Annotated in this window: 23 protein-coding genes and 1 pseudogene; 10 read left to right on the forward strand and 14 right to left on the reverse strand. The window is 72.7% G+C overall.

What is annotated here, in order from left to right; genetic code table 11:
- Positions 1–46 precede the first annotated feature (46 nt).
- Positions 47–1,093 carry an acyl-CoA dehydrogenase family protein gene (locus tag AQJ54_RS29420; protein WP_062032040.1) on the forward strand — a complete coding sequence of 349 codons (1,047 nt, stop codon included), beginning with the start codon at positions 47–49 and terminating at the stop codon, positions 1,091–1,093.
- 30 nt (positions 1,094–1,123) lie between these two features.
- Here AQJ54_RS29420 and AQJ54_RS29425 read toward each other — a convergent pair whose 3' ends face one another.
- The 6 genes from AQJ54_RS29425 to AQJ54_RS47835 all read right to left on the reverse strand — a co-directional run bounded on the left by AQJ54_RS29425 (position 1,124) and on the right by AQJ54_RS47835 (position 6,649).
- On the reverse strand, positions 1,124–2,266 hold the full coding sequence (locus AQJ54_RS29425) for an LLM class flavin-dependent oxidoreductase (protein WP_062032037.1): 1,143 nt from the start codon (positions 2,264–2,266) through the stop codon (positions 1,124–1,126).
- Between the two features lie 30 nt (positions 2,267–2,296).
- A complete protein-coding gene (locus tag AQJ54_RS29430) occupies positions 2,297–3,481 on the reverse strand; it encodes an SfnB family sulfur acquisition oxidoreductase (RefSeq protein WP_062242243.1) in 1,185 nt (394 codons plus the stop codon).
- Positions 3,482–3,486: 5 nt separating this feature from the next.
- On the reverse strand, positions 3,487–4,041 hold the full coding sequence (gene ssuE / locus AQJ54_RS29435) for an NADPH-dependent FMN reductase (RefSeq protein WP_062032032.1): 555 nt from the start codon (positions 4,039–4,041) through the stop codon (positions 3,487–3,489).
- Positions 4,042–4,108: 67 nt separating this feature from the next.
- Positions 4,109–5,326, reverse strand: a complete 1,218-nt coding sequence (locus tag AQJ54_RS29440; protein WP_062032029.1) for an acyl-CoA dehydrogenase family protein — start codon at positions 5,324–5,326, stop codon at positions 4,109–4,111.
- Positions 5,327–5,339: 13 nt separating this feature from the next.
- Positions 5,340–6,455, reverse strand: a complete 1,116-nt coding sequence (gene sfnG / locus AQJ54_RS29445) for a dimethylsulfone monooxygenase SfnG (protein WP_062032027.1) — start codon at positions 6,453–6,455, stop codon at positions 5,340–5,342.
- A 110-nt stretch (positions 6,456–6,565) separates the two neighbouring features.
- Positions 6,566–6,649: a putative leader peptide gene (locus AQJ54_RS47835; RefSeq protein WP_350760414.1), complete on the reverse strand. Its 84-nt coding sequence runs from the start codon at positions 6,647–6,649 to the stop codon at positions 6,566–6,568.
- A 137-nt stretch (positions 6,650–6,786) separates the two neighbouring features.
- Between AQJ54_RS47835 and AQJ54_RS29450 the strand changes: the two genes are divergently transcribed.
- Positions 6,787–7,707 (forward strand): LysR family transcriptional regulator, encoded by a 921-nt coding sequence (locus AQJ54_RS29450; RefSeq protein WP_062032025.1) that lies wholly within the window; start codon positions 6,787–6,789, stop codon positions 7,705–7,707.
- Between the two features lie 174 nt (positions 7,708–7,881).
- On the opposite strand, the gene AQJ54_RS29455 is transcribed toward AQJ54_RS29450, so the two are convergent.
- The 3 genes from AQJ54_RS29455 to AQJ54_RS29465 form a co-directional block, all read right to left on the reverse strand.
- On the reverse strand, positions 7,882–8,070 hold the full coding sequence (locus AQJ54_RS29455) for a hypothetical protein (RefSeq protein WP_030325729.1): 189 nt from the start codon (positions 8,068–8,070) through the stop codon (positions 7,882–7,884).
- A 54-nt stretch (positions 8,071–8,124) separates the two neighbouring features.
- Positions 8,125–10,191 carry an MMPL family transporter gene (locus tag AQJ54_RS29460; protein ID WP_062242245.1) on the reverse strand — a complete coding sequence of 689 codons (2,067 nt, stop codon included), beginning with the start codon at positions 10,189–10,191 and terminating at the stop codon, positions 8,125–8,127.
- Between the two features lie 171 nt (positions 10,192–10,362).
- Positions 10,363–10,905 (reverse strand): MarR family winged helix-turn-helix transcriptional regulator, encoded by a 543-nt coding sequence (locus AQJ54_RS29465; RefSeq protein WP_062242247.1) that lies wholly within the window; start codon positions 10,903–10,905, stop codon positions 10,363–10,365.
- A 106-nt stretch (positions 10,906–11,011) separates the two neighbouring features.
- Between AQJ54_RS29465 and AQJ54_RS29470 the strand changes: the two genes are divergently transcribed.
- The gene (locus tag AQJ54_RS29470; RefSeq protein ID WP_062242249.1) at positions 11,012–12,538 is read left to right on the forward strand and encodes an SDR family oxidoreductase; all 1,527 of its coding nucleotides are present in this window, start codon (positions 11,012–11,014) and stop codon (positions 12,536–12,538) included.
- A gap of 127 nt (positions 12,539–12,665) precedes the next feature.
- Complete coding sequence (locus tag AQJ54_RS29475; RefSeq protein ID WP_062032013.1) at positions 12,666–14,039, forward strand: cryptochrome/photolyase family protein; 1,374 nt, start codon at positions 12,666–12,668, stop codon at positions 14,037–14,039.
- On the opposite strand, the gene AQJ54_RS29480 is transcribed toward AQJ54_RS29475, so the two are convergent.
- Positions 14,014–15,135 (reverse strand): MerR family transcriptional regulator, encoded by a 1,122-nt coding sequence (locus AQJ54_RS29480; RefSeq protein ID WP_062242250.1) that lies wholly within the window; start codon positions 15,133–15,135, stop codon positions 14,014–14,016. The genes AQJ54_RS29475 and AQJ54_RS29480 overlap by 26 nt on opposite strands.
- A 161-nt stretch (positions 15,136–15,296) precedes the next feature.
- Between AQJ54_RS29480 and AQJ54_RS29485 the strand changes: the two genes are divergently transcribed.
- On the forward strand, positions 15,297–15,959 hold the full coding sequence (locus AQJ54_RS29485; protein WP_079070049.1) for a sigma-70 family RNA polymerase sigma factor: 663 nt from the start codon (positions 15,297–15,299) through the stop codon (positions 15,957–15,959).
- Between the two features lie 217 nt (positions 15,960–16,176).
- Positions 16,177–16,617, forward strand: a complete 441-nt coding sequence (locus AQJ54_RS29490) for an SPW repeat protein (protein WP_062032008.1) — start codon at positions 16,177–16,179, stop codon at positions 16,615–16,617.
- Between the two features lie 34 nt (positions 16,618–16,651).
- On the opposite strand, the gene AQJ54_RS29495 is transcribed toward AQJ54_RS29490, so the two are convergent.
- Together AQJ54_RS29495 and AQJ54_RS29500 are read right to left on the reverse strand one after the other, a co-directional pair.
- Positions 16,652–17,437: a protein kinase family protein gene (locus tag AQJ54_RS29495; RefSeq protein WP_062242251.1), complete on the reverse strand. Its 786-nt coding sequence runs from the start codon at positions 17,435–17,437 to the stop codon at positions 16,652–16,654.
- Between the two features lie 137 nt (positions 17,438–17,574).
- Complete coding sequence (locus tag AQJ54_RS29500; protein WP_062242254.1) at positions 17,575–19,020, reverse strand: hypothetical protein; 1,446 nt, start codon at positions 19,018–19,020, stop codon at positions 17,575–17,577.
- Between the two features lie 289 nt (positions 19,021–19,309).
- On the opposite strand from AQJ54_RS29500, the gene AQJ54_RS29505 reads away from it, so the two are divergent.
- Positions 19,310–20,191, forward strand: coding sequence for a GNAT family N-acetyltransferase (locus AQJ54_RS29505; RefSeq protein WP_062242256.1), 882 nt, complete (start codon positions 19,310–19,312; stop codon positions 20,189–20,191).
- Positions 20,192–20,249: 58 nt separating this feature from the next.
- Here the strand turns inward: AQJ54_RS29505 and AQJ54_RS29510 are convergent, their stop codons facing one another.
- Together AQJ54_RS29510 and AQJ54_RS29515 are read right to left on the reverse strand one after the other, a co-directional pair.
- The gene (locus tag AQJ54_RS29510) at positions 20,250–21,032 is read right to left on the reverse strand and encodes a GNAT family N-acetyltransferase (protein WP_062242258.1); all 783 of its coding nucleotides are present in this window, start codon (positions 21,030–21,032) and stop codon (positions 20,250–20,252) included.
- A gap of 41 nt (positions 21,033–21,073) precedes the next feature.
- Positions 21,074–21,451 (reverse strand): MerR family transcriptional regulator, encoded by a 378-nt coding sequence (locus AQJ54_RS29515; protein ID WP_062031992.1) that lies wholly within the window; start codon positions 21,449–21,451, stop codon positions 21,074–21,076.
- Positions 21,452–21,638: 187 nt separating this feature from the next.
- On the opposite strand from AQJ54_RS29515, the pseudogene AQJ54_RS47435 reads away from it, so the two are divergent.
- The 3 genes and pseudogenes from AQJ54_RS47435 to AQJ54_RS29525 form a co-directional block, all read left to right on the forward strand.
- A pseudogene (locus AQJ54_RS47435) lies at positions 21,639–21,971 on the forward strand (MFS transporter); the annotation flags it as partial.
- A 103-nt stretch (positions 21,972–22,074) separates the two neighbouring features.
- The gene (locus tag AQJ54_RS47440) at positions 22,075–22,695 is read left to right on the forward strand and encodes an MFS transporter (RefSeq protein ID WP_346265470.1); all 621 of its coding nucleotides are present in this window, start codon (positions 22,075–22,077) and stop codon (positions 22,693–22,695) included.
- A 10-nt stretch (positions 22,696–22,705) separates the two neighbouring features.
- On the forward strand, positions 22,706–23,185 hold the full coding sequence (locus tag AQJ54_RS29525; protein WP_062031987.1) for a nucleoside deaminase: 480 nt from the start codon (positions 22,706–22,708) through the stop codon (positions 23,183–23,185).
- Positions 23,186–23,225 lie beyond the last annotated feature (40 nt).

A 23,225-nucleotide genomic window follows, 5' to 3' on the forward strand; every position in this document is an offset into this window, starting at 1 on the left:
CCCCCGATTCGACACCGCGCACGACCGGATCGGGAGAATCTTCTCCATGACCTCCGCACCGCACCCGCTCCTCGCCACCGCCCGCACGCTCGCCGACGGTCTGCTCGCCCCGCAGGCGGCACGGGTCGACCAGGAGGGGGTGCCCGTGAGCCACATCGAGGCGATCAGGCGGTCGGGGCTGCTCGGGGTGAGCGCGCCGGTCGAGTACGGCGGTGCGGGCGCCCCCGACACGGTGGCGCGGGAGGTCCAGGAGATCCTCGCCGGGGCCTGCTGCTCGACCTGGTTCGTGCAGACCCAGCACCACACGCCGGTGCGGATGCTCGCGCAGACCGACCTGCCGGTGCGGGAGCGGCTGCTGCGAGCGCTGGCGACCGGTGAGCTGCTGGCCGGGATCGCGTTCGCGCACGTCCGGGTCTTTCCGCGGGTGCCGGTGCGGGCGACGGCCGAGCGGGGCGGCTGGCGGTTCGACGGGGCGGTGCCCTGGTACACCGGCTGGGGCCTCAACGACGTGATGCTGCTGGCCGGGGTGACCGAGGCCGACGAAGTGGTGTTCGCCTTCACCGAGGCCCGCGAGCAGGCGGGCCTGCGGGCGTCGGAGCCGATGCGGCTCGCGGCGCTCACCGCGTCCCGCACGGTCTCCCTGGCCCTGGACGGTCTGTGGCTGCCCGACGAGTCGGTGGTGCTGCGCACCCCGCAGAAGCAGTTCGCGCTCATCGACCTGCCGCGCAACACCAACGCCTCCCCCGCCGTCTTCGGGGTGGCGTACGCGGCGCTCCGGGTACTGGAGGACGCGGGCGAGCCGGAGACCGCGGAAGCGCTGCGCGGCCCTCTCGACGAGGTGCGCGGGCAGGCGTACGCGCTGGCCGGTCATCCCGTCCCGCACGAGCGCGTCGCCGAACGGCTGGCGCTCAAGACGCGCTCGTACGACCTGATGCGCACGGCCACGACCGCGGCGGTCGTGGCCGGCGGCGGCCGGGCCACGGCCCTCGACGGTACGGCCCAACGGCTGTTCCGCGAGGGGATGTTCCTGCTGGTGCAGGGGCAGACGGCCGAGGTGCGACGGGCGCATCTGGAGGCACTGGCCAAGAGCTAGTGCCTGTACGGCGGGCGTGCGGCAGTCGTCTCAGCTCGCGAAGGGCACCTGCGCCGCGGGGGCGGCCGTCCTGCCCGACGGGTGGTGCCACAGGCCCTGTGCGGCCAGCCGCGGGAGGACGCCCTCGCCGAACCAGTACGCCTCCTCCAGGTGCGGGTAGCCGGAGAGCACGAACTCGTCGATGCCGAGGGCGTGGTACTCCTTGATCCGCTCGGCTACCTCGTCGTGGCTGCCGACCAGCGCGGTGCCCGCACCACCGCGCACCAGGCCGATGCCGGCCCAGAGGTTGGGGTGGATCTCCAGACGGTCGCGGTCGCCGCCGTGCAGGGCGAGCATCCGCTGCTGTCCCTCGGACTCGCTGCGGGAGAGACCGGCCTGCACCGACCTGACGGTCTCGGCGTCGAAGCCCGCGAGGAGCCGGTTCGCCTCGGCCCAGGCCTGTTCGGAGGTGTCGCGGGTGATGACGTGCAGGCGGATCCCGAAGCGCAGGGTGCGGCCCTGCTGCGCCGCGAGCCCCCGGATCCAGGCGATCTTCTCGGCGACCTGCGCGGGCGGCTCGCCCCAGGTGAGGTACACGTCGACGTACTTCGCGGCGACCTCCCCCGCGATCGGCGAGGACCCGCCGAAGTAGACCTCGGGCACCGGGTCGGGCACCCGGGCCAGCCGGGCGTCCTCGACCTGGAGGTGCTCACCGTTCAGGTCGACGGTCTTGCCCTCCCACAACCCCCGTACCACTTCCAGGAATTCTCCGGTACGGCGGTAGCGCGCGTCCTTGTCGAGGAAGTCCCCGTAGGCGCGCTGTTCGTGGCTCTCGCCGCCGGTGACCACGTTGAGCAGGAGCCGTCCGCCGGACTGGCGCTGGAAGGTGGACGCCATCTGGGCGGCGAGCGTCGGCGAGACGAAGCCGGGCCGGAAGGCGACCAGGAACTTCAGCCGCTCGGTGTTCTGGCTGACCATCGCTGTCGTCAGCCATGCGTCCTCGCACCAGGCGCCCGTGGGGGTGAGCGCGCCCACGAAGCCCAGGTCCTCGGCGGCGCGGCCGATCTGGCTCAGATAGGCGACCGTCGGCGGCCGGTCCTGTCCGGAGACCGTGGCCGGTGTGCCGTGACCGCCGCCCACGACATGGCGGCTGTCGCCGTTGGTGGGCAGGAACCAGTGGAAGGTGAGGGACATGTGGGGGTCTCCGATCTCTGGAAGATGCCGTCAGAGGAGGCCGTGGCGGGGTGGCCGGGTGCCGTTGAGCACATGACGGCCGAGGTGCTGGATCTTCCAGCGGGTCGGGTCGTGAAGGGTGTGGGTGCGGGCGTCACGCCAATAGCGGTGCAGGTTGAGGGAGTTCAGGGCCGAGCGGGTGCCGGCGACCTCGAAGAGGGCGCTCGCCACCTCCACCGCGGCCTGGGCCGCGGACACCTTGGCCGCGGCGACCGCGAGGGACGCCTCGGCCGCCGAGTCGTCGGTCAGGTCTGCCTGCGCCCGGTCGACCGCGCGGGCGGCTTCCCGCAGCAGCGCCTCCGCCGCCCGCACCTGGAGGGCCAGTTCACCGAAGCGCTGGATCAGCAGGGGGTCCTCGGCGGCCGTGTCGACACCGCTCTCGAACCATGGGCGGCTCTTGGTGCGCACGAACTCGGCCGCCTCGGCGAGTGCTCCCCCGGCGATCCCGGTGTCGATGGCGGCGTGCAGCAACTGGGCCACAGCTCCATGGAGTTGGGGGCCCTCGAAGGTGAGGTGGTGCGGGAGGACCCGGTCGGCGGGAACCTCGACGCCGTCGAGCCGGACGGTGCCGCTGGCCGTCGTGCGCTGGCCGAGGCCGTCCCAGTCGTCGACCACGGTGACGCCGGGGGCGTCGCTGGGCACGTAGGCGACGTGCAGTTTGTCGTCGCCGGCCCGGGCCAGCACCGGGATCCAGTCGGCGAACAGGGCGCCGGTGGAGTAGTGCTTGACGCCTTCGAGGCGGTAGGAGCCGTCGGGCAGCGGGTGCAGGCGGGTGCGGATGTCCTGGACGTGCTTGGTGCCCGCCTCCGACTGGGCGTTGCCGAACCGGCGTCCGGCGAGCAGCTCGGCGAAGAAGAACTTCCGCTGCTCGTCGGTGCCCTGACGGCGGATCACGTTGACGTAGGCGAAGTGGCTCTGCGGGATCTGGGCCAGGCTCGCGTCGGCGGAGGCGAGCAGCCGGAAGATCTCGGCGAGGGTCAGCGCGGCCACGTCCGCTCCGCCGTGCTCGGCGGGGACGGTGACGGCGAGCAGCCCCGAGGCGGAGAGACGGTCCAACTCGGCGCGTGGCAGCCTGCGTTCGGCGTCCCGGGCGGCGGCGCCGGCGCGGAACTCCGCGGCGAGCGACGCGGCGGCCGCGAGGGCCTCCGCGTCGTCGGCGATCACATGGGCGGACATGCTCGTCAGCTCGCCGCCGCCAGGACCGGCCGGTGGCCCAGCGCGGTCGAGAACTGGTCGACGACCTGGGCGAGCGCCTCGCCGGCCACCGGGGCCACGGTCAGCGAGCCGTCGTCGTGCACGGTGATGTCCTTGTCGAGGGTGAACCAGCCCTGCACGATGTGGGCCGCGCCCATGGAGCTGAGGACGGGCCGCAGGGCGTAGTCGATGGCGAGGACGTGGGCGGTGGAACCACCGGTGGCCAGGGGCAGCACGGTCTTGCCTGCCAGGGCGTACTGCGGGAGCAGATCGAGGAGCGCCTTGAGGACTCCGGAGTACGACGCCTTGTAGACCGGGGTGCCGACGACGACCCCGTCGACGCGCGCGAACAGCTCGGTCGCCTCGACGATCGCCGGGTGCGTGAAGTCGGCGCCGAGCAGGGCCTCGGCGGGGATGGTGCGCACGTCGAGCGGGATCACCTCGTGGCCCTGCGCGGCGAGGCGCCGGTCGAGGTGGCGCAGCAGCCGGTTGGTGCGGGAGGAGGCGGAGGGGCTGCCGGAGACGGACAGGACGGTGGCCATGCGGTCCTCTTTCGGGGAGGAGGGGCGGGGCGCCCCCGGTTCAGGTGGGGGCGCCCCGGGGAAGCGGTCAGGAGTACCAGGTGGGTTCGGGCAGTTCGCCTTCCAGGACCCAGCGGCCGACCTCGCGCCGCTTGTAGGCGACGGGGTCGTGGAGGGTGTGGGTGCGGACGTTGCGCCAGAACCGGTCCAGGCCCTCCGAGGTGGCCGTGGAGCGGGCGCCCGTCACCTCGAAGATCCGGCCGGCGATCTCCAGGGCCACGTCGGTGGCTCGGGCCTTGACCGCGGCCACCCGTACCTCGAAGTCGCCGCGGGTCTTCTCGGTGACCGCGTCGGGGTCGTCGTGCAGCTTCTGTCCCTCGGCGGCGACGGCGTCGGCGAGGGCCTCGGCCGCCCAGAGCTTGGCGGTGAGGTCGCCGTAGGTGTCGATGACGTACGGCTCGTCGACCGCGCGCTCGAAGCCGCCGTGCAGCCAGGAGCGGGACTTCTCGCGGGTGTAGGTGGCGGCCGTCTCCAGTGCGCCGCCCGCGATCCCGAGGTAGAAGTTGACGAAGACCAGCTGGATGGTGGGGACGTTGAGGGTGTTGTAGACGCGCGGCTGGAACAGCTTGTCCACGTACCCGGCCGCCGACGACCACGGGGTGCGTACGCCGTCGAGGGTGACGCCGCCGCTCTCGGTGAGCCGCTGGCCGATGTTGTCCCAGTCGTCGTGGAAGGTCAGGCCCTCGGAGTCGGAGGGCACGATGGCGAAGATGTGCTGGTCGGTGCCGTCCAGGACGCCTTCGAGGACGGTGACGTCGGAGACCTTGCTGCCGGTGGAGAAGGACTTGCGGCCGGTGTAGACGAGGTCGTCGCCGTCCTCGGTCACGACGACGTCCTGGTCGCGCGGGTTGACCGCGCCGCCGAAGAACCAGCGGTTCCGGGAGGCCTCCGCCTCCACGTGCTCCCACTGCTCGCGGGTGCCGACCAGGCGGGCGGCCCAGAACCACAGGTAGTGGTAGCCGAGGAGCTGGCCGATGGAGCCGTCGGCCTTGGCGACCTCGCGCACCACCCGGTACGCGGTGGGCCAGTCCTGGCCTCCGCCACCGTGTTCGGCGGGGCCGAGGAGGGTGACAAGTCCGGCGTCCTTGAGGAGCTGGACCTCGGCGTACGGGGTGTTCCCGGCGCGGTCTCGGGCGGCGGCGTCGGTGGCGAGGACGGCGGCGACCTCGGCGGCGCGGGCGATCCAGTCCGCTGCGGTCTCGGGGGCGGGACGGTTCTGCCAGTCGGTGCGGGTGACGGTGCTCATGTCGGTGACCTCCTCAGACCTGGGCGGGGACGGGCTCGTGGTCGGGCAGCTGGGCCTCCAGTTCGCGGACCAGCGGGAGGACTCGGCGGCCGAAGTACTCGACCTCCTCGTGGTAGTGCAGGAAGCCGAGCAGGAGCAGGTCGACGCCGAGCTTCCTGTAGGCGACGATCCGCTCGGCGATCTGCTCCGGGGTGCCGATGAGGCCGGTGCGGAAGCCGTCGTTGTACTGGACGAGGTCCTCGAAGGAGGAGTCCTGCCACATGCCCTTCTTGTCGCCGGTGGACTGTCCGGCCTGCTTGACCGCGGCGCCGAAGCCCTCGACGGCCTCGTGGTCGGCCTTGGCGACGATCTCCCTGAGCGTGTCGCGGGCCTCGGCCTCGGTGTCGCGGGCGATGAGGAAGCCGTTGAGGCCGAACTTCGGTGCGGTGCGCCCGACTTCGGCGGCGGCCTTGCGCACGTCGGTGATCTGCTCGGTGACCCCGTTGAAGTCCTTGCCGTTGGAGAAGTACCAGTCGGAGACCCGGCCGGCCATCTGCCGGGCGGCGGTGGAGTTGCCGCCCTGGAAGATCTCGGGGTGCGGGCGCTCCTCGGTGTTGAGGGGCTTGGGCTTGAGCGAGAAGTCGCGCAACCGGTAGAAGTCACCGGCGAGTTCGGCGTGGTCCTCGGTCCAGATCCTGCGCAGGGCGGTGATGAACTCCTCGGAGCGCCGGTAGCGTTCGTCGTGCTCCAGCCAGGGCTCGCCGAGGGCGGTGAACTCGCCCTTGAACCAGCCGGACACGACGTTGACCGCGAAGCGGCCCTTGGAGAGGTGGTCGGCGGTGGCGCCGAGCTTGGCGAGGACGCCGGGGTGCCACAGTCCGGGGTGGACGGCGGCGATGACCTTCAGGCGCTCGGTGGCGAGCAGCAGCGCAAGGCTGAAACTGGTGGACTCGTGCTGGTACTCGGCGCCGTAGCTGGCCATGTAGCGGACCTGGCTGAGGGCGTACTCGAAGCCGTTGTTCTCGGCGAGGACGGCGAGTTCGCGGTTGTAGTCGTAGCCCCAGTCGGTGCGCTGCTCGATCTTGCTGGTGACGAGTCCCCCGCTGACGTTGGGGACCCAGTAGGCGAATTTCACGGGCGCGGCAGGCATGCGTGACTCCTGTTGCGGAATGTTTTCGGGCACGCCGAATTCAGGGCATGGGTACAGTGCGTGAATTCGGGTGGGAAAAGGAGAAAGCGCGGCGGATCGGAGAGGGTTGATCAGGCCGCGGCGCAACAGGAGGCGCTGGAGACGCGCGCGAGGTCGACGTGGCGTCGCCGCGTGAGGTCCAGTCGCATCTTCATGTCGTCGATCGTGACAGCCGCCCGGGAGAGGCGTCAAGGAAAACCCGACCGGTCTCGTATCGCGGACCATTGAATTTCACGAACGTGTGACAGGGAAACCCTTGAACCGGCCGGGAAAGGGCCCGCATTCTGCGGGCATGCGGACGGAACAACTGGAATACATCGCCGCGGTGACCCGGCTCGGCTCATTGCGCAGGGCCGCGGAGGAACTGCGTCTTTCGCAGCCCGCGTTGAGCGAGACCGTGCGGAATCTCGAGCGGGAGCTCGGGGTCGACCTGCTGGAGCGCAAGCGGTCCGGGGCGACGATGAGCGCGGAGGGCCGGGAGCTGCTGCCGCACATCGTCGGCGTGCTGGAGGCCGTGGACCGGTTGCGGGCGGCGGCGGGCGAGCAGCACCGCATCAGCCGTATGGTCCGCGTGGGGACGGTGAACGCGGCGACCGTGCCGCTGCTCATCCCCGCGGTCGAGGACTTCCGGGCCGCGCATCCGGTCACCCAGGTCGAGGTGGTCGGTGCGCAGCAGACCGAGATCCACCGGGCGCTGTCGGAGGGCGGGTTCGACCTGGGGCTGGTCAACCACCTCGACGGCGACGACACACCGGCCGGTTTCGAGTCGACGCGACTGCTGCGCGGGCGGCCGGTGGTGTGCTTGCGGCCGGACAGCCCGCTGGCCGCGCGCACCTGTGTGAGGGTGGACGATCTGCTGACCCAGCCGTTGATCGCGATGCGGACCGGGTATGTCATGCACCGTTTCGTGCACCGGCTCCTCGACGGCCGTGACGCGTCCTTCGCGTACTCCACCGACGGCGCCGAGATGGGCAAGCTGATGGTGGCCGAAGGGCTGGGGGTGACCGTGCTGCCGGACTTCAGCGTGGTCGGGGATCCGCTGGAGCGGCAGGGCACGATCACCCACCGGCCGATCGAGGGGGACGCCACCCGGGTGCTGCTGATGCTCCAGCGCCGCAGGGCGGAGTCCGTGCCGCGGGCCGCGCACGACCTGCACGAGGTGTTCGTACGCCGGGCCCTGCAGCTGGGCGGAACGCTCACCCCGCCCGGCTGAACCGCCGGTTGGGGCTGTGTCCCGCCGGGGTGAACCTCCTCGCCGGTCCTCGTCCCGCCGGTCGAGCCGGCATGGCCGGTCTCGTCACACCCGGTCGAACCAGCCTGGCCGGTCCTCGCCCCGCCCGGTCGAACCAGCCCGGCCGGCCCCGCCCCGCCCCGGTTGACCGCCTGTTCAGTCCTCGTCCCGCCCGGGGACCACCACGAGGAACGCGTCGGACTGGATGTCCATCACCACGGTCGCGGGCTCACCCTGCGCCCGCCTCTGTGCCGCGTACTCCTCTGCCGGCCACGATCCGCGCGGAGCTCCCGCTGGAAACCGCTCCAACACCTTCGCGCTCATAGCGGCAGACACCTCCAACATCGCTGACGAACCGTCTCGTACCGTTCCGGTTGCCCCGGATCCGGGCGGACATGTTCACGTCTTGTCAGTTCCGCCGACGGACGTCGGCCACCAGACGCGGGCCCCGATGTCGCGCACCAGCGCCGGCACGAGCAGGGACCTGACCACCAGGGTGTCCAGCAGGACACCGAAGGCGACGATGAAGGCGATCTGGGCGAGGAACGCCAGCGGGATCACCCCGAGGGCGGCGAAGGTGGCGGCCAGCACCACGCCCGCGGAGGTGATGACCCCGCCCGTGGTGACCAGTCCGCGTGTCATGCCCTGCCGCGGTCCGTGCCGCAGGGACTCCTCGCGGACCCGGGACATCAGGAAGATGTTGTAGTCGACGCCGAGGGCGACGAGGAACACGAACCCGTACAGCGGCACCGAGGGATCGGTGCCGGTGAAGCCGAACACATGACGGAAGACCAGGGCCGAAACGCCCAGCGTGGTCAGGAAGTTCAGAGCCACGGTGGCCACCAGCAGCACGGGCAGCAGCAGCGAGCGCAGCAGCACGACCAGGATGAACAGGATGATCGCGAGGACGACCGGGACGATGAGGGTGCGGTCGTGCTCCGCGGTGCGCAGGGTGTCGTACTGCTGGGCGGTGTAGCCGCCGACGAGGGCGTCCGCGGCCGGCACCTCGTGCAGGGCGGTGCGCAGCCGGGCGACGGTCTTCTTGGCGGTGTCGCTGTCGGGGGCGGCGGTGAGGGTGACGTCGACACGGACCCGGCCGTCGACGACCAGCGGGTCGGCGCCGGGGCGGCCTGAGGCGCTCACCGCGGCGGCGGAGGCGACGCCCTCGGTGTCCCTGGCGGCCCGGACGACGTCGGTGAGCCGGTCGGCGTCCGCGACGATCACGGCGGGGTTGCCCGAGCCGGCCGGGAAGTGCCGGCTCAGGGCCTGCTGGGCGGCGACCGAGGGGGCGTCGTCGACGAAGGTCTCGTCGAGGGGGACGCCCCGGGAGGTGAGGGCGGGCGCGAAGGCGGCACCGGCCAGCAGGACGACGAGGGTGAGCGCCCAGACCTTGCGGGGCGCCCGGTCGACGAGAGCGGCGATCCGGTGCCAGACGCCCTCGGGCCGCTCGTCCGCGGGGCGGGGGCGGGCGGGCCAGTAGGCGGCGCGGCCCAGCAGGGCGAGGGCGGCGGGCAGGAAGGTCAGGGAGGTCAGCACGGCGCAGGCGATGCCGATGGCGCCGACCGGGCCGAGGGCGCGGTTGTTGGTGAGGTCGCTCAGCAGCAGGGCGAGCAGGCCGAGCGCCACGGTGGCCGCGCTGGCGACGATCGCCGCCCAGGACCGCCGCAGCGCCGCCCTCGCGGCGGTGAACCGGTCGGCGCCGCGGGCGAGTTCCTCGCGGCAGCGGGCGGTGAGGAGCAGGGCGTAGTCGGTGGCGGCGCCGATCACGAGGATGGAGAGGATGCCCTGCACCTGTCCGTCGACGCGCACGACGTCGTGGTCGGCGAGGGCGTACACCACCGCGCAGGCCGTGCCCAGGGCGAAGACCGCCCCGAGGATGATGACCAGCGGCAGGAGCACGCTGCGGTAGACGAGCAGCAGGATGAGCAGGACGACGGCCAGGGCGACGGCGAGGAGCAGTCCGTCGATGCCGGCGAAGGCGTCGGACAGGTCGGCCTGGGTGGCGGCCGGTCCGGCGAGTTGCACGGTCGCGCCGGAAACGTGCTCGGCGGCGGATCGTATCCGGTCGAGGGTGCCGGGGAGGGCGTCCCCGAGGTCGGGGCGCAGCGGCACCACGCCTTCGAGGGCCTCCCGGTCCTCGGAGGGGATCGCGGGCGACACCTGGCCGGCGACTCCGGCCACGCTCTTGAGGGTGCCGAGCACCCGGTCGGCGTCCGCCTTCCGGTCGGCGACCGCGGGGCCGGTCCAGACGACGATCACCGGCAGGGTCTCCTGCTGCCGGAAGGCCTTCTGCTCCGCGATGACGGCGGTGGACTCGGCGCTGCGGGGCAGGAACGCCGCCTGGTCGTTGGTGGCGACCTCACCGAGACGGCCGGCGAAGGGCCCGAGGGCACCGCCGGCGACGAGCCAGAGCGCCAGCAGGAGCAGGGGGACGAGCACGCGGGTGCGGCGGGCGGCGGGGGACATCGGTCTCCAGGGTCGAGGGCATGTACCTCAATGAAGAACTATCTCAATCATTGAGTTACATCGGTTCGGTGATCGTAGACGACGCCCCTGCTTCCGCGATCGCCCGGTCGGCGGATGCGGTCGACGGCGGTGGATTCAGCGACCGCCCGGCGTTCAGCGGCCACCCGGCCTTCAGCGACCGCCCGGCCGCGCCTCGGCGAGTTCCTCGTTCAGCGCCTCCAGGAACCGCACCACCACGGACAGCTCCTGCTCGCCGAACCGGGAACGGGCGGCTTCGGTCGCCTCGGCGAGCGGGCGGAAGTACGACCGTGCGGCCGCCCTGGCGTCCGGTTCGTACCGCAGATGGACGACCCTGCGGTCCGCGCTCTCCCGCACCCGGCGGATGTGCCCCGCCCGCTCCAGCCGGTCCACGCACGCGGTCACCGCGCCCGAGGTCAGCCCGAGGTGCCGGCGCAGGCCACTGGGTGTCATCGGCTCGTCCGCGTCCATGATCGCGCCGAGTGCCTGGATGTCGGTGGCGTGCAGACCGTGGTCACCTGCGAAACCCTGGACGAGCCGGTTGATCTCGCCGTTCATCCGGCGCAGTCGTACGGCGAAGGCGTACAGGTCGGTCGGCGCCCCGCCCGTGCCGGACTCCGGTCGCGCGTCCTGTCGCCGCTGGTCCGGTCCGGACTCCGGTCGCGCGTCCTGTTCCCGCTGGTTCGGTGTGGCCACGTGATCAGCGTATAGAAGCGCCGGCCGCTCCCGGGCCGGGGCCGCATCCGAACCGGCCCGAGCGGTGGAAGTGATCACGAGGGACGGAAGGAAGGACAGGGACGCGATGGACCACGACGACACCCGCCCGCGACCGCGCTGTCTGGTGACCGGCGCGACCGGCTACATCGGCGGTCGCCTGGTTCCGGAACTGCTCGACGCGGGCTACCGGGTGCGGTGCCTGGCCCGCTCCCCCGGCCGGCTGCGCGACCATCCCTGGATCGACCGTGCCGAGGTGGTGGGCGGTGACGTGACCGATCCCGGGTCCGTGGCGCGTGCCCTCGACGGGGTGGACGTGGCGTACTACCTGGTCCACGGGATGGGGTCCGGCAAGGACTTCGAGGAGACGGACCGCAGGGCCGCGCGGATCTTCGCCGAGCAGGCCAGGATCGCGGGCGTACGACGGATCGTGTACCTGAGCGGGCTCACGCCCGCCGGGGTGCCCGAGAGCGAGCTCTCCCCGCATCTGCGCTCCCGTGCCGAGGTGGCCCACATCCTGCTCGATTCCGGCGTCCCGGCCACGATCCTGCGGGCGGCCGTCGTCATCGGCTCCGGCTCGGCTTCCTTCGAGATGCTGCGCTACCTCACCGAGCGGCTGCCCGTGATGGTCACCCCGAGCTGGGTGCACACCCGCATCCAGCCGGTGGCGGTCCGCGACGTGCTCCGCGCCCTGGTCGGCAGCGCGAGCATGCCGTCCGACGTCAGCCGGGCCTTCGACCTCGGCGGTCCCGACATCCTGACGTACCGGCAGATGATGCACCGCTACGCGGCGATCGCCGGCCTGCCGCGCCGGATCATCCTGCCGGTGCCGGTCCTCACCCCCCGGCTCTCCAGCCACTGGGTGGGCCTGGTCACGCCGGTGCCCGCCTCCCTCGCCCGGCCGCTCACCGAGTCGCTGCGGCACGAGGTGGTCTGCCACGAGAACGACATCGCCCGGTATCTCGCCGGCCCGCCCGCCGCTCCGATCGGCTTCGACGACGCCGTACGGCTGGCGCTCCAGCGGGTGCGGGAGGCGAAGGTGACGACCCGGTGGTCGTCGGCGTCCGTGCCCGGTGCCCCGAGCGATCCGCTGCCCACCGACCCGGACTGGGCCGGCGGCAGCCTCTACAGCGACCACCGGGAGCTGGAGGTCGACGCCTCCCCCGAGGCGCTGTGGCGGGTCGTGGAGGGCATCGGCGGCGAGAACGGCTGGTACTCCTTCCCGCTCGCGTGGGCGGTGCGGGGCCGGCTGGACCGGCTGGTCGGCGGGGTCGGGCTGCGCCGGGGGCGCCGGGACGCGGCCCGGCTGCGGGTCGGTGACTCGCTGGACTTCTGGCGGGTCGAGGAGATCGAGCCGGGCCGGCTGCTGCGGCTGCGCGCCGAGATGCGGCTGCCCGGTCTGGCCTGGCTGGAGATGTCGGTGGAGCGCGGCGAGAACGGCCGCACCCGGTACCGGCAGCGCGCCCTGTTCCATCCGCACGGCCTGCTCGGTCACGCCTACTGGTGGAGCGTCTCCCCCTTCCACGCGGTGGTGTTCGGCGGGATGGCCCGCAACATCGCCCGGACGGCGGCGAGTTCGGCGGCCCACCGGCCGGAGCACGCCACCGTCCCATGACGGTCCGACCCCTCTTCACCTTTCACTCTTCGTCGCAGACCCCCCTGCCCCGCTCCGCCTCCCGGAGCACGTCCCCCCCTCACCCGCCACGAGCCGCCCGGCCCTCTCTCCACCCGGAGCACGCCCCATGAGCATCTCGGTCGTCCTGTTCACCTGTGACCTGCGGCTGCACGACCACCCGCCGCTCCGAGCGGCCCTCGACGGCACCGAGGAGGTCGTGCCGTTGTTCGTACGGGACCGGGGCGTGGACGCCTCCGGGTTCGCCGTACCGAACCGGCTGGCGTTCCTCGCCGACTGTCTGCACGATCTGGACGCCGGTCTGCGCGAGCGGGGCGGGCGGCTGGTGGTGCGCTCCGGTGACCTGGTCGAGGAGGTCTGCAAGGTCGCCGCCGAGGCGGACGCCGACGAGGTGCACATGGCCGCCGACGCCAGTGCGCACGCCCACCGGCGGGAACGGCGGCTGCGGCGGGCCCTGGAGGGCGAGGGCGTACGGCTGCACGTGCACGACACGGTGTCCACGGCCGTCGCCCCCGGCGCGGTGGCCCCGGCGGGCTCGGACCACTTCGCCGTGTTCACGCCCTACTTCCGGCGCTGGTCGGAGCAGCGGCTGCGGGAGCCGCACGGGGCACCGAGGGCGGTGCGGGTCCCGGAGGGTGTGGGGTCCGAGTCGCTGCCCTCGCGCGCGGACCTGTCCGGGCTCTCGGAGGGCCTCGCCGCGGGCGGGGAGATCGCCGGCCGCAAGAGCCTCGCCACCTGGCTGCGCTCGGGCGTGGCCGCGTACGAGGACCGGCACGACGACCTGGCCGGCGACGCGACCTCCCGGCTCTCCCCGCACCTCCACTTCGGCACCCTGTCCCCCGTCGAGCTGGTCCACCGGGCGCGCCGGGCGGGCGGTCCGGGCGCGGAGGCCTTCGTGCGGCAGCTCGCGTGGCGCGACTTCCACCGTCAGGTGCTGGCGGCGCGCCCCGCCGCGGCCGACGCCGACTACCGCACCCAGCACGACCGTTGGCGCTCCGAGAAGGCGGCCCGGGCGGACGTCGAGGCGTGGAAGGAGGGCCGGACCGGCTACCCGGTCGTGGACGCGGCGATGCGCCAGCTGCGGCACGAGGGGTGGATGCACAACCGCGGCCGTCTCCTGACCGCGAGCTTCCTCGCCAAGACGCTGTACGTGGACTGGCGGGTCGGCGCCCGGCACTTCCTGGACCTGCTGGTGGACGGGGACGTGGCCAACAACCAGCTCAACTGGCAGTGGATGGCGGGCACCGGCACCGACACCCGGCCCAACCGGGTCCTCAACCCGGTCATCCAGGCCAAGCGCTACGACCCGGACGGCGCGTACGTCCGCCGCTGGGTGCCCGAACTGGCCGGTCTGGAAGGGCCCTCGGTGCACGAGCCGTGGAAGCTGCGGGGGCTGGACCGGGCCGCGTTCGACTACCCGGACCCGATCGTGGAACTGTACGAGGGGCTCGCCCGGTTCAAGCGCGCCCGGGGCCGCGACTGAGGCCGCTCTCCCGGCCGTGCGGCCCGGCGGGCTTCCGCGATCCGGCCCCGTACAGTGCGGCGAGGGTGTCCAGGGCGTCCTGGAAGGACGTGGGCCGCAGCATGCCCTGACCGGAACGGCCGGCCCAGCCCGGTCCCCCCAGGACCACCAGGGGCCTTCTGCGCGCGCCCTTCACCCCCCACCCGGTGCCGACCAGGTGCCGGGCCAGCGGGAAGCTCGCGGTGGAGCGGACCTGCGACCACAGGACGACGGCCGCCGGGCCGAGCCGTTCCACGGCCCCGATCAGCGCCTCCGCGGGTACGGCGGCGCCGAACATCCTGGCGGGCAGGCGCAGTTCGGTCAGCGCGGCGTTGAGCGCCTCCAGCGGGAGCGTGTGCTGCTCGCCGGGGACGCAGGCCAGCACCACCGGCCCGGGACCGGGTGCGTCCGCGTGCCGGGCCGGCGGGCGGGTGCTGCGGCGCAGCACGGTGGACATGTGCCAGGACAGCAGGTGCTCGACCTCGACGTAACGGTCCCCGGACGAGGCCCACTTGCGGCCCACCGCGTGCAGCGTCGGCACCATCACCTCCTGCCAGGCCACCGCGAGACCATGGGTCTCCACCGCCGCCGCCAGCTGCTCCTGCACGGCGGGCGCGTCGAGACGTACGGCGGCCCGGGCCAGGCCCCGGCACTCCTGCCGCACGTCCCCCAGAGGGAGCGTGCCGGCCGCCCGGGACCGGGGCATCGGTTCCGGCGGCGCATCCGGGTCGGGGCCGTCCGCCGGTTCCGCGGGCCCTGCCGGGAGCGGGGTGCCCGCCGGTTCCGGGGACGCCGACCGCTTGGCCGCGCGCGCCGCCTCGGCCGGCGGTACGCCCGCCGAGGTGAGCCGGCACATCGTCTCCAGCACGGCGATGTCCGGCGCGGTCCACCGTCGGTGCCGTCCGTCGGCGCGGACGGCGGGACCGATGCCGTAGCGACGGTCCCAGGACCGCAGCGTGGTCGGCGAGACGCCCAGCCGACGGGCCAGGGCCCCGGTGGTGAGACTCGTCGCGGTGTCGCGGGACGAGGCCGGCTCCGGCCGGGCCGACGGTCCTCCGCCCTCCGGAATGTCACGCATGGCCCGACTATACGACGCAGAACCGATGCAAGTTGCGGGCCCTGACCCGGGGCTCGGAGGATGGCCGCGACGTCACACGCTCCGACCGAGCGGGGCCCGGCATGCCCGCGCCTCGTGGGCCGCCCGTCCGCAGGAGCCGTACACCGCGAGGAGCCGCCGCCATGGACGCGCAGAGCACTCTCCCGGCGGTGCCGCCCGGCACGGCGGCCGGGGAGCCTCGGTGGGCCGTGTCCGCACCGCCGTCCGCCTGGACGCTCCCCGAAGTGGCCCCCGGCGAGGAGGAGTTGGCGCGCGGACTGCTGGCGGGGGACGAGGCGTGCCTGACGCTCGCGTACCACCGCTGGTCACCCCTGGTGCACACACTGGCCCGGCGCTCCCTGGGCGACCCGAACGAGGCCGAGGACGTCACCCAGCAGGTCTTCATCGGCCTGTGGCGCGGACTGCGGGGGTACCGGCCCGAACGGGGGACGCTCGGCGGCTGGATCGTCGGGATCACCCGCCGCAAGGTCGCCGACGCCCTCCGGGCCCGCAGCCGCCGCTTCGACCTCGCCGTCCGGGCGGACGCCCGGGTCGTCCTTCCCCCGCACACCGAGGACCGGACGGAGGCGACCGTGGACGGGCTGGTCGTGCGCGCCGAGCTCGCCAAACTCCCCTCGGCCCAGCAGCGGGTGCTGCGGCTGACGTTCTACGAGGACCTGAGCCAGATCCAGATCGCCGAGCGCACGGGGTGGCCGCTGGGCACGGTGAAGAGTCACGCGCGGCGCGGAATGCACCGGCTGCGGCGGGGCCTCGAATTCGCTTTCGATGCGGAAACGGTGCGTTGATCGCCGGCGTCGAATGCGACAAGGACCGCGGCGCCACCCCTCGCGCCGCGCGGGAGCACGCGCTCCCGGCCCACCCTCGGAGGGAGTCGGCGCTCTCCGGGGGTGGGTCCTGCGATCCCTACACATAAAGGAAAAATAAGAGCAGAATGAACACAGGCGGCGCGTACCGCACACCGCACCAGTCGCGGTCAGGCCTGTGAGTCAAAGGAGACGTGTCATGGCCGACGTCTCGCACAACCGAGGTGACATCACCAGTCACCCCGATGCTTCGGAAATGCGGGAGCGCTACGCCCGCATGCTCAGCGGTCGCGATGTGGCACTCGTGGACGGACCGGTGTTCCTGCTCGGTCTCTACTGCGCCGCGTCCCCCTGGATACTCCACTACACGACGAGCCAGCCCGCCCTCGTGACCCACAACCTCATCGTGGGCATAGCGATCGGACTGCTGGCCCTCGGGTTCACCCAGACCCCGGAGCGCATGTACGGCCTCAGCTGGGCCTTCTGCGCGGTCGGGATCTGGATGATCATCGCCCCCTGGGTGGTCGGCGACAGCCCCGACGCCGGTGTGGCGCTGAACAACATCGTCATCGGCGCCCTCGCGGTGATCCTGGGGCTGATGTGCACCGCCACGGCGGCGAGGAGCGCCCCCAGGCCGTAGGAAGTCCCCCGACACAGCGGACGGGCGGGCCGGGTCAGTCCAGGAAGGCGTCCAGTTCGCGCCGGTGACGGGCCACCCACTCCTCCGCGGCCCGCACCTCCTCCACGGCCCCACCCGCCCGCAGCCGGACCATGGCGGGCTCACCCCGCAGCGCCCCGGCCTCGATCCCCCGCCAACACCGGTCCTGCCACCACCGCACGGTGTCCAGCAGACCGCCGCGCTCGTCCAGTCCGTAGGCGTCGCAGATCAGCCGGATCCGGCGAGCGGCGTCCCGCACGTCGGTGACGCCGGGCCCCAGACCGAGGTACTGCCAGCACACGTGGGCGAGGTCGTGGACGCGCTCGCCCGGCGCGGCCAGGTCCCAGTCGATGAAGGCCACGGGGCGCCACGCGGTGCGGACGGTGCTCTTTGGCGCGAGGTCGGTGTAGACGGTGTTCTTGGGTGCCAGGTCGTCGTAGACGGTGTTCTTGGGTGCCAGGTCGTTGTGGCAGACCACGTCCTGGTCGCCGGCGAGGGCGGTGCCGTGGGTCAGATCGTGGAAGGCGCGGACCAGTCGGGCGACCTCCACGAGCGCCTCGTCCGTACGGGCGGCGGCACGTTCGCGCGAGGTCAGGGCGGCCCGGCCCGCGAGGTAGCCGAACATCTGCCGTCCCTGCTCGTCGACGCCGAGGAACCGCGGCGCCCCCGGCCAGCCGGCCCGCTCGAACAGCCCGAGCAACTCCCGCACGAAGCCCGGCCGTTGCGAGGGTGTGCGCCGTACGGTGTCACCGATCCGCACGACCTCGTTGACCGCGCCGCCGCCGAGTGCCGCCTCCTCCACCTGACCACCCCTCCTCACCCTCGTCGCATCGGTACGGCTCGCAGGTTACGGCCTCCGGCTGGGCGCCCGGAGGGACGCGGGCGCGCCCGTCGGCACCCTGAGGTGTCCGGCGGGCGCACCGTGACCGGCAAGGGCGGTCAGCTGACGTTCAGTGCCGTGTCGTCGAGGACGAAGGACGTCTGGAGGGTGGAACCCTCGGTGCCGGTGAACTTGAGGGTGACGGTCTGGCCCGCGTAGCTCGCCAGGCTGAAGCCGCGCTGGGTGTAGCCGGAGGCGGCGTTGAGGTTGGAGTAGGTCGCGAGGGTGCCGAGGACCGTGCCGGAGCTGTTGAGCACCTGGACCTTGAGCGTGTCGTAGGCCGTGCTGGTGCTGGTCTCCGCGGTGTCCACGTGCAGGTAGAAGCTGAGCGCGGCGGTGGTGCAGCCGGACGGGATGGTCACCGTCTGCGCGAGGGTGTCGGTGGTGGCCTTGCCGTAGCCGTCGAGCCAGGCGTAGTAGGAGCCCGTACGGGCGGACTGGCTGCCGGAGTTGGTGATGACACCGCTGGTGCCGGTCCAGGTGGTGCTGCCGGACTCGAAGCCGTTGTTGCCGAGCAACTGGGCGGCGGTGCAGGTGCCGGAGCCGCCGCCGGTGCCGCCCCCGCTGCTGCCGCTCGCGCCGGAGAGCCACTCGGTGGCGTTGAGGGCGAGGGCCGCGTTGGTGGCGCCGGAGTCGTTCCAGCCGTCGTAGAGCGTGTTGCCGGACTGGCCGGTGCCGTCGTCGACGGGTGAGCTGTCGCCCCAGAAGGCCACGCGCCCGCTGCCGAAGGTGCTGGTCGCGAAGAAGGCACCGCTGTTGCCGGAGTAACCGGTGCGGTAGACCAGGCCCTCGACGGAGGAGTTGTCGGCGGGCTTGAGGGTGGCGGTGGTGCCGTTGGCGATCAGGCTCTTGGTGACGGTGCCGAAGGAGCCGTGCAGGACCGGGTTGGTGCTGTCGCTGATGGCGGAGGGGTAGTCGGAGCCGATGTTCAGCGAGTCGATGGAGAAGCCGAACGGGTCCGCCGAGTCGACACTGTTGTTGGTCATCAGGTCGTTGAGGATCTCGACCGCGTCCTCGCCGTCGTTGTTGCGGTCGGAGCCGGTGTGGTCGGAGATCATGAAGAGGCCGCCGCCGTTCTTCACGAAGGTCATGATCGCCGTCTTCTCGGCGGTGGTGAACAGCGTGTTGGGCTCGGGCAGGACCAGCGTGTCGAACTTCGACAGGTCGGTGGCCGAGGTGCCGCCGTAGGTGAGGGCGCTCGTCGCGGTCTTGAGGCTGTAGTTGCCGGTCTTCTGGAGGGCGACGCCCCAGGAGGAGAGCGCGCCCGTCCAGTCCGTCTCCGACGACGGCGAGGAGTCCTGGGCGAGCGGGTCGGGTTTGCTGGTGGAGATGATCCAGTCCGCGTTGCCCGCCTCCTCGGCGTGGCCGTCGTCGAAGAGGATCCGGTGCGGGGTGGCGGCGACGGCGGGGGTGGCGGTGGCCTGTACGGCGACACCTGCGGTGACCAGGGCGAGTCCGGCGAGGAGCGCGCCGGCTCTGTGACGGGGTCCGGTGAGTCCGAGCATTCCGCATACCTCCGTGGGGAGTTGGGGAGGGTGGGGGCGAGGGGAGCAACTACGCGCATAGATACCCGGGCAATTTGAACGGTACATGTCACGGAGAAGTCCGGAAAGATTCGTTCCGGTCTCCTCGCCGAGGATTGACCGGCTGTTGACCGCCGGTTGGGACGGACCTGGACCGCGGTGGCCGCCGGAGGTCGACGCACCGCCCCGGCAAATCCCGTTGCGGGCCTCAGGCCGCGGCAGCTAGCTTCAACCGCTCGCCTCCCCCGCCCTCCCCGTGACGGAGACCCGCTTGTCCTTCCACCTCACCCCGCTCGCCGATCCCGAACCCGGCGTCTCCAGCCGCCGCTTGGCCTGGCTGGCCGCGGACGAGGACGGCGTTCCCCTCGGGTCCGCCTTCCTGCGGCTGTTCACGAGGGAGGGACAGGAGCACCTCGCCGAGCTGGACCTGGCGGTGCACGGGGCCGAGCGGCGGCGGGGCGTCGGCACCCGGCTCCTGGAGGCCGCCGTGGGTGCGGCGAAGGCGGAGCGACGGCGTTCGGTCATCGCACAGGCCGTGCAGGGCTCCCCCGCCGATCTGTTCCTGGCCGCGCGCGGTTTCCGCCAGGTCCTGGCGCTCACCTATGCGCGCCTCGCACTGGCCGACCTGGACCACGACGCCCTGGACGCCCTCGTTCGACTCCCCCACCCCGGCTACCGGTTGACCGCGTGGGAGGGCACGGTGCCGCCGGAGCTGGCGCGGTCGTTCGCCGAGGCGCGGCGCGCGATGGACGACATGCCGATGGAGGGCACGGACTTCGGGACGGTCGTCTGGGACGTGGACCGGGTCGTCGCGGCCGCGGAGGCCGTCGCGCGGCGCGGAGAGCTGCTGCACACCGTGGCCGCCGTGGACGAGGCCGACGGCAGGGTGGTCGGCTTCTCGGAACTTGTCGTCGCCGGCGACGGGTCGGGCGACGGACAGCACTACGGCACCGCCGTGCTGCCCGAGCACCGGGGCCGTGGACTCGCCCGCTGGATGAAGGCCGCGGCCATCCGCCACGCCCGTGCACGGCACCCGCGGCTCGCCGGGTTGTGCACCGACACCGCCCAGAGCAACGCGCCGATGCTCGCCGTCAACGACGCGCTCGGGTACGTACCGACGCACCGGGCGCTGGAGTACCAGCTCGACCTGTGATCACCGGGTGGCCGCGGACCGCAGTGCAGCCGGACCGTCGCGGCGGCCGAGCGGATTCCTAGCCCCGGGGCTCGTACACGTACGGCTGGGTCGTCGTCAGCGGCTCGAAGCCGAGGCGTTCCAGGATGGGGCGGCTCGTGGGCAGCGCGTCGACCTGGAGGTAGCGGTATCCGCGGTCCACGGCGGCGCGGGCCCGATGCGCGACCAGCGCCCGGTAGATGCCGCGGCCACGCCAGCCCTCGACGGTGCCGCCGCCCCACAGGCCGGCGAAGCGGGTGCCGGGCACCAGCTCCATGCGGGCCGCGCTGACCGGCTCGTCACCGGCGAGCGCGACGACCGCCACCACCGTCTCGGGGTCGTCGCGGAGCCGGGCGAGCAGCTGGTGCCGCAGCCGGGAGCTGTCGGTGCCGAACGCCTTCTCGTGGACGTCCGCCACGAGGTGGACACCCGCCTCGTCGGTGACCGGGAGGAACCGGATCCCCTCGGGCGGCGCCACGTCCAGCGAGAGGTCGGCGACCTCGGCGATCATCAGCGTCTCCTCGGGCTCGGGGACGAACCCGGCCGATCTGAGCCGCCGTCCGAGGTCGACGGGCAGGTCGTGGCCGTACAGCTTCCACTCGAACCCGCGGCCGAGGCCGGTGTAGTACGCGATCTGGTCGGCGATCGCCCGGTCGGCGTTCGACTCGTCCAGGTCGGACCAGACGAGGCCGTTCCAGCCCTGGTCCGCGGCGACCTGGCGGACCACCCGGCCGTCCCGGTCCACATGGGCGCCGGGGCCGTCCGGCTGTGCGCCTTCGCGCATGTCCCGGTCGAAGAGGGCGAGTACCGCTACATGATCCATGTACTCACTCCATCATCCGGACGCCTGCGCGGCAATGGCGTTTACGGCCGCTCGGCCCCCGTGCGCACCGCGGCCAGGTAGGCGCTGAGCCGGTCGCGGTTGCGGGCCAGGCAGTCGATCCGGGCCTGGATGCGGTCGACGTGCGCCTGAAGGAGGGCGGCCGTCTCCGGTGTGAGGTGCTCGGGCGGCAGCAGGATCTCCTCGGGGCCCGACAGGTACGGCAGGATCGCGCGGATCATCTCCGTGGTCAGGCCCGAGTCGAGGAGGCCGCGGATCTGCTGGACGTCCCGGACCGTTCCCTCGCCGTAGTCCCGGTAGCCGTTGCCGGCGCGCTCGGGGGCCAGCAGGTGCTGCTCCTCGTAGTAGCGCAGCAGTCTGGTGGGGACTCCGGTGCGGCGGGACAGTTCACCGATCCTCATGATGTGCTCCCTTGCCTTCACACTGATGTGAAGGTCCGAGCATGGTCCCATGTCCACCACTTCCCTGGTCAAGGGCACAGCCCTGCCCGCGTCCGCGCCCCTGCCGTGGTCCGGGCTGCTCGCCCTGTCCACGGCCGCCTTCACCGCCGTGCTGACCGAGTTGCTGCCCGCCGGTCTGCTGCCGAGCATGGCCCCGGCCCTGGGTGTCTCCGAGGCCCGGATCGGCTTCCTGGTCACCGGGTACGCGGTCGCGTCCTTCGCCGCCGCGATCCCGCTCACGGCCCTGCTGCGCGGGCTGCCGCGCCGGCCGGTGCTCGTCGGCACCCTGCTCGGGTTCGCGCTGAGCAACGCGGTGGTCGCGCTGTCCTCGTCGTACGCCCTCACCTTCGCGGCGCGGCTGGTGGCCGGGTGCGCGGGCGGGACGCTCTGGGCGATGCTCGCCGGCTGCGCGGCGCGGATGGTGCCGCCCGAGCGGCGCGGCCGGGCGATCGCGGTCGTCCTCGCCGGGATCACCCTCGCGCTGTCGCTGGGCGTTCCGGCCGGGACGGCGCTGGCCGGGGCGGTGGGCTGGCGTACGGCTGGCCGCGGTCGCCGTGGGGCTGGTGGGGTGGACGCACGCGCGCGTGCCCGGGTCTCCGGGGGAGGCGCCGCACGTGCGCGTGCCGCTCGCCCGGGTGGCCCTGCTGCCCGGCGTCCCCGCCGTGCTGTCCGTGACGCTGTTCCTGCTGGTGGGGCACCAGGTGATGTACACCTACGTCGCCCCGTTCGCGGCGCATGCCGGGTTCGGGCGTACGGGCCTGGTGCTGCTGCTGTTCGGAGCGGCCACGGTGGTGGGGATCTGGATCACCGGGGTGCTGGTGGACCGGCGTCCGCGGGCGGCACTGCTCGGCGCTCTGGGCCTGTGCACGGCCGTGATGCCCACGCTGGGCCTGGCCGCCGGGGCGCCCGGTGTGCTGCCGGTCTCGGTGGCCCTGTGGGGTCTCGCCTTCGGGGGCGCCCCGACACTGATCCAGACGGCGCTGGTCGACGTCTCGGGTCCCGAGCGGGCGGATGTGGCCACCTCGTTCCAGACCACGGTGTACAACGCGGGAATCGCCGTGGGTTCGCTGACCGGCGGGCTGGTGCTGTCGGGCCCGGGCGCCGGGGCCCTGCCGTGGACCGCGCTGCCGCTGGTCGCGATGGCCCTCACGGTGGTGGCCCTGAACCGCCGGAACGCGTTTCCGTCCGGGCGGCACAGCTCCTAGGCTCGGTGTCATGGTCGTGAAGGACACCGAACTGCCGTATCTGCGCCGCTGTGTCGAGTTGGCCGAGGCGGCGCTGGACGCCGGGGACGAGCCGTTCGGCTCGGTCCTGGTGGGCGCCGACGGCGAGATCCTCGCCGAGGACCACAACCGGGTGGCCTCCGGCGACCGCACCCGGCACCCCGAGTTCGAGCTGGCCCGCTGGTCGGCGGCCCACCTGTCGCCGCGGGAGCGGGCGGCGGCGACCGTCTACACCTCCGGCGAGCACTGCCCGATGTGCGCGGCCGCGCACGCCTGGGTGGGCCTGGGCCGCATCGTGTACGTCGCCTCCTCCCGGCAACTCGCCCAGTGGCTGGACGAGCTGGGCGTGCCGGCGCCACCGGTGCGGACCCTGCCGGTCGGCGAGATCGCGCCCGGCGTGGCGGTGGAGGGCCCGGTGCCCGAGTTCACGGAGCGTGTACGGCAGTTGCACCACCGGTTTCACCAGCGCTGACACCGATCTCCCCGGATGCAGGCCGTCACCCGCGTGCCTA

Origin of the sequence: Streptomyces griseorubiginosus (assembly GCF_001514195.1) — a bacterium.
GTDB lineage: Bacteria > Actinomycetota > Actinomycetes > Streptomycetales > Streptomycetaceae > Streptomyces > Streptomyces griseorubiginosus.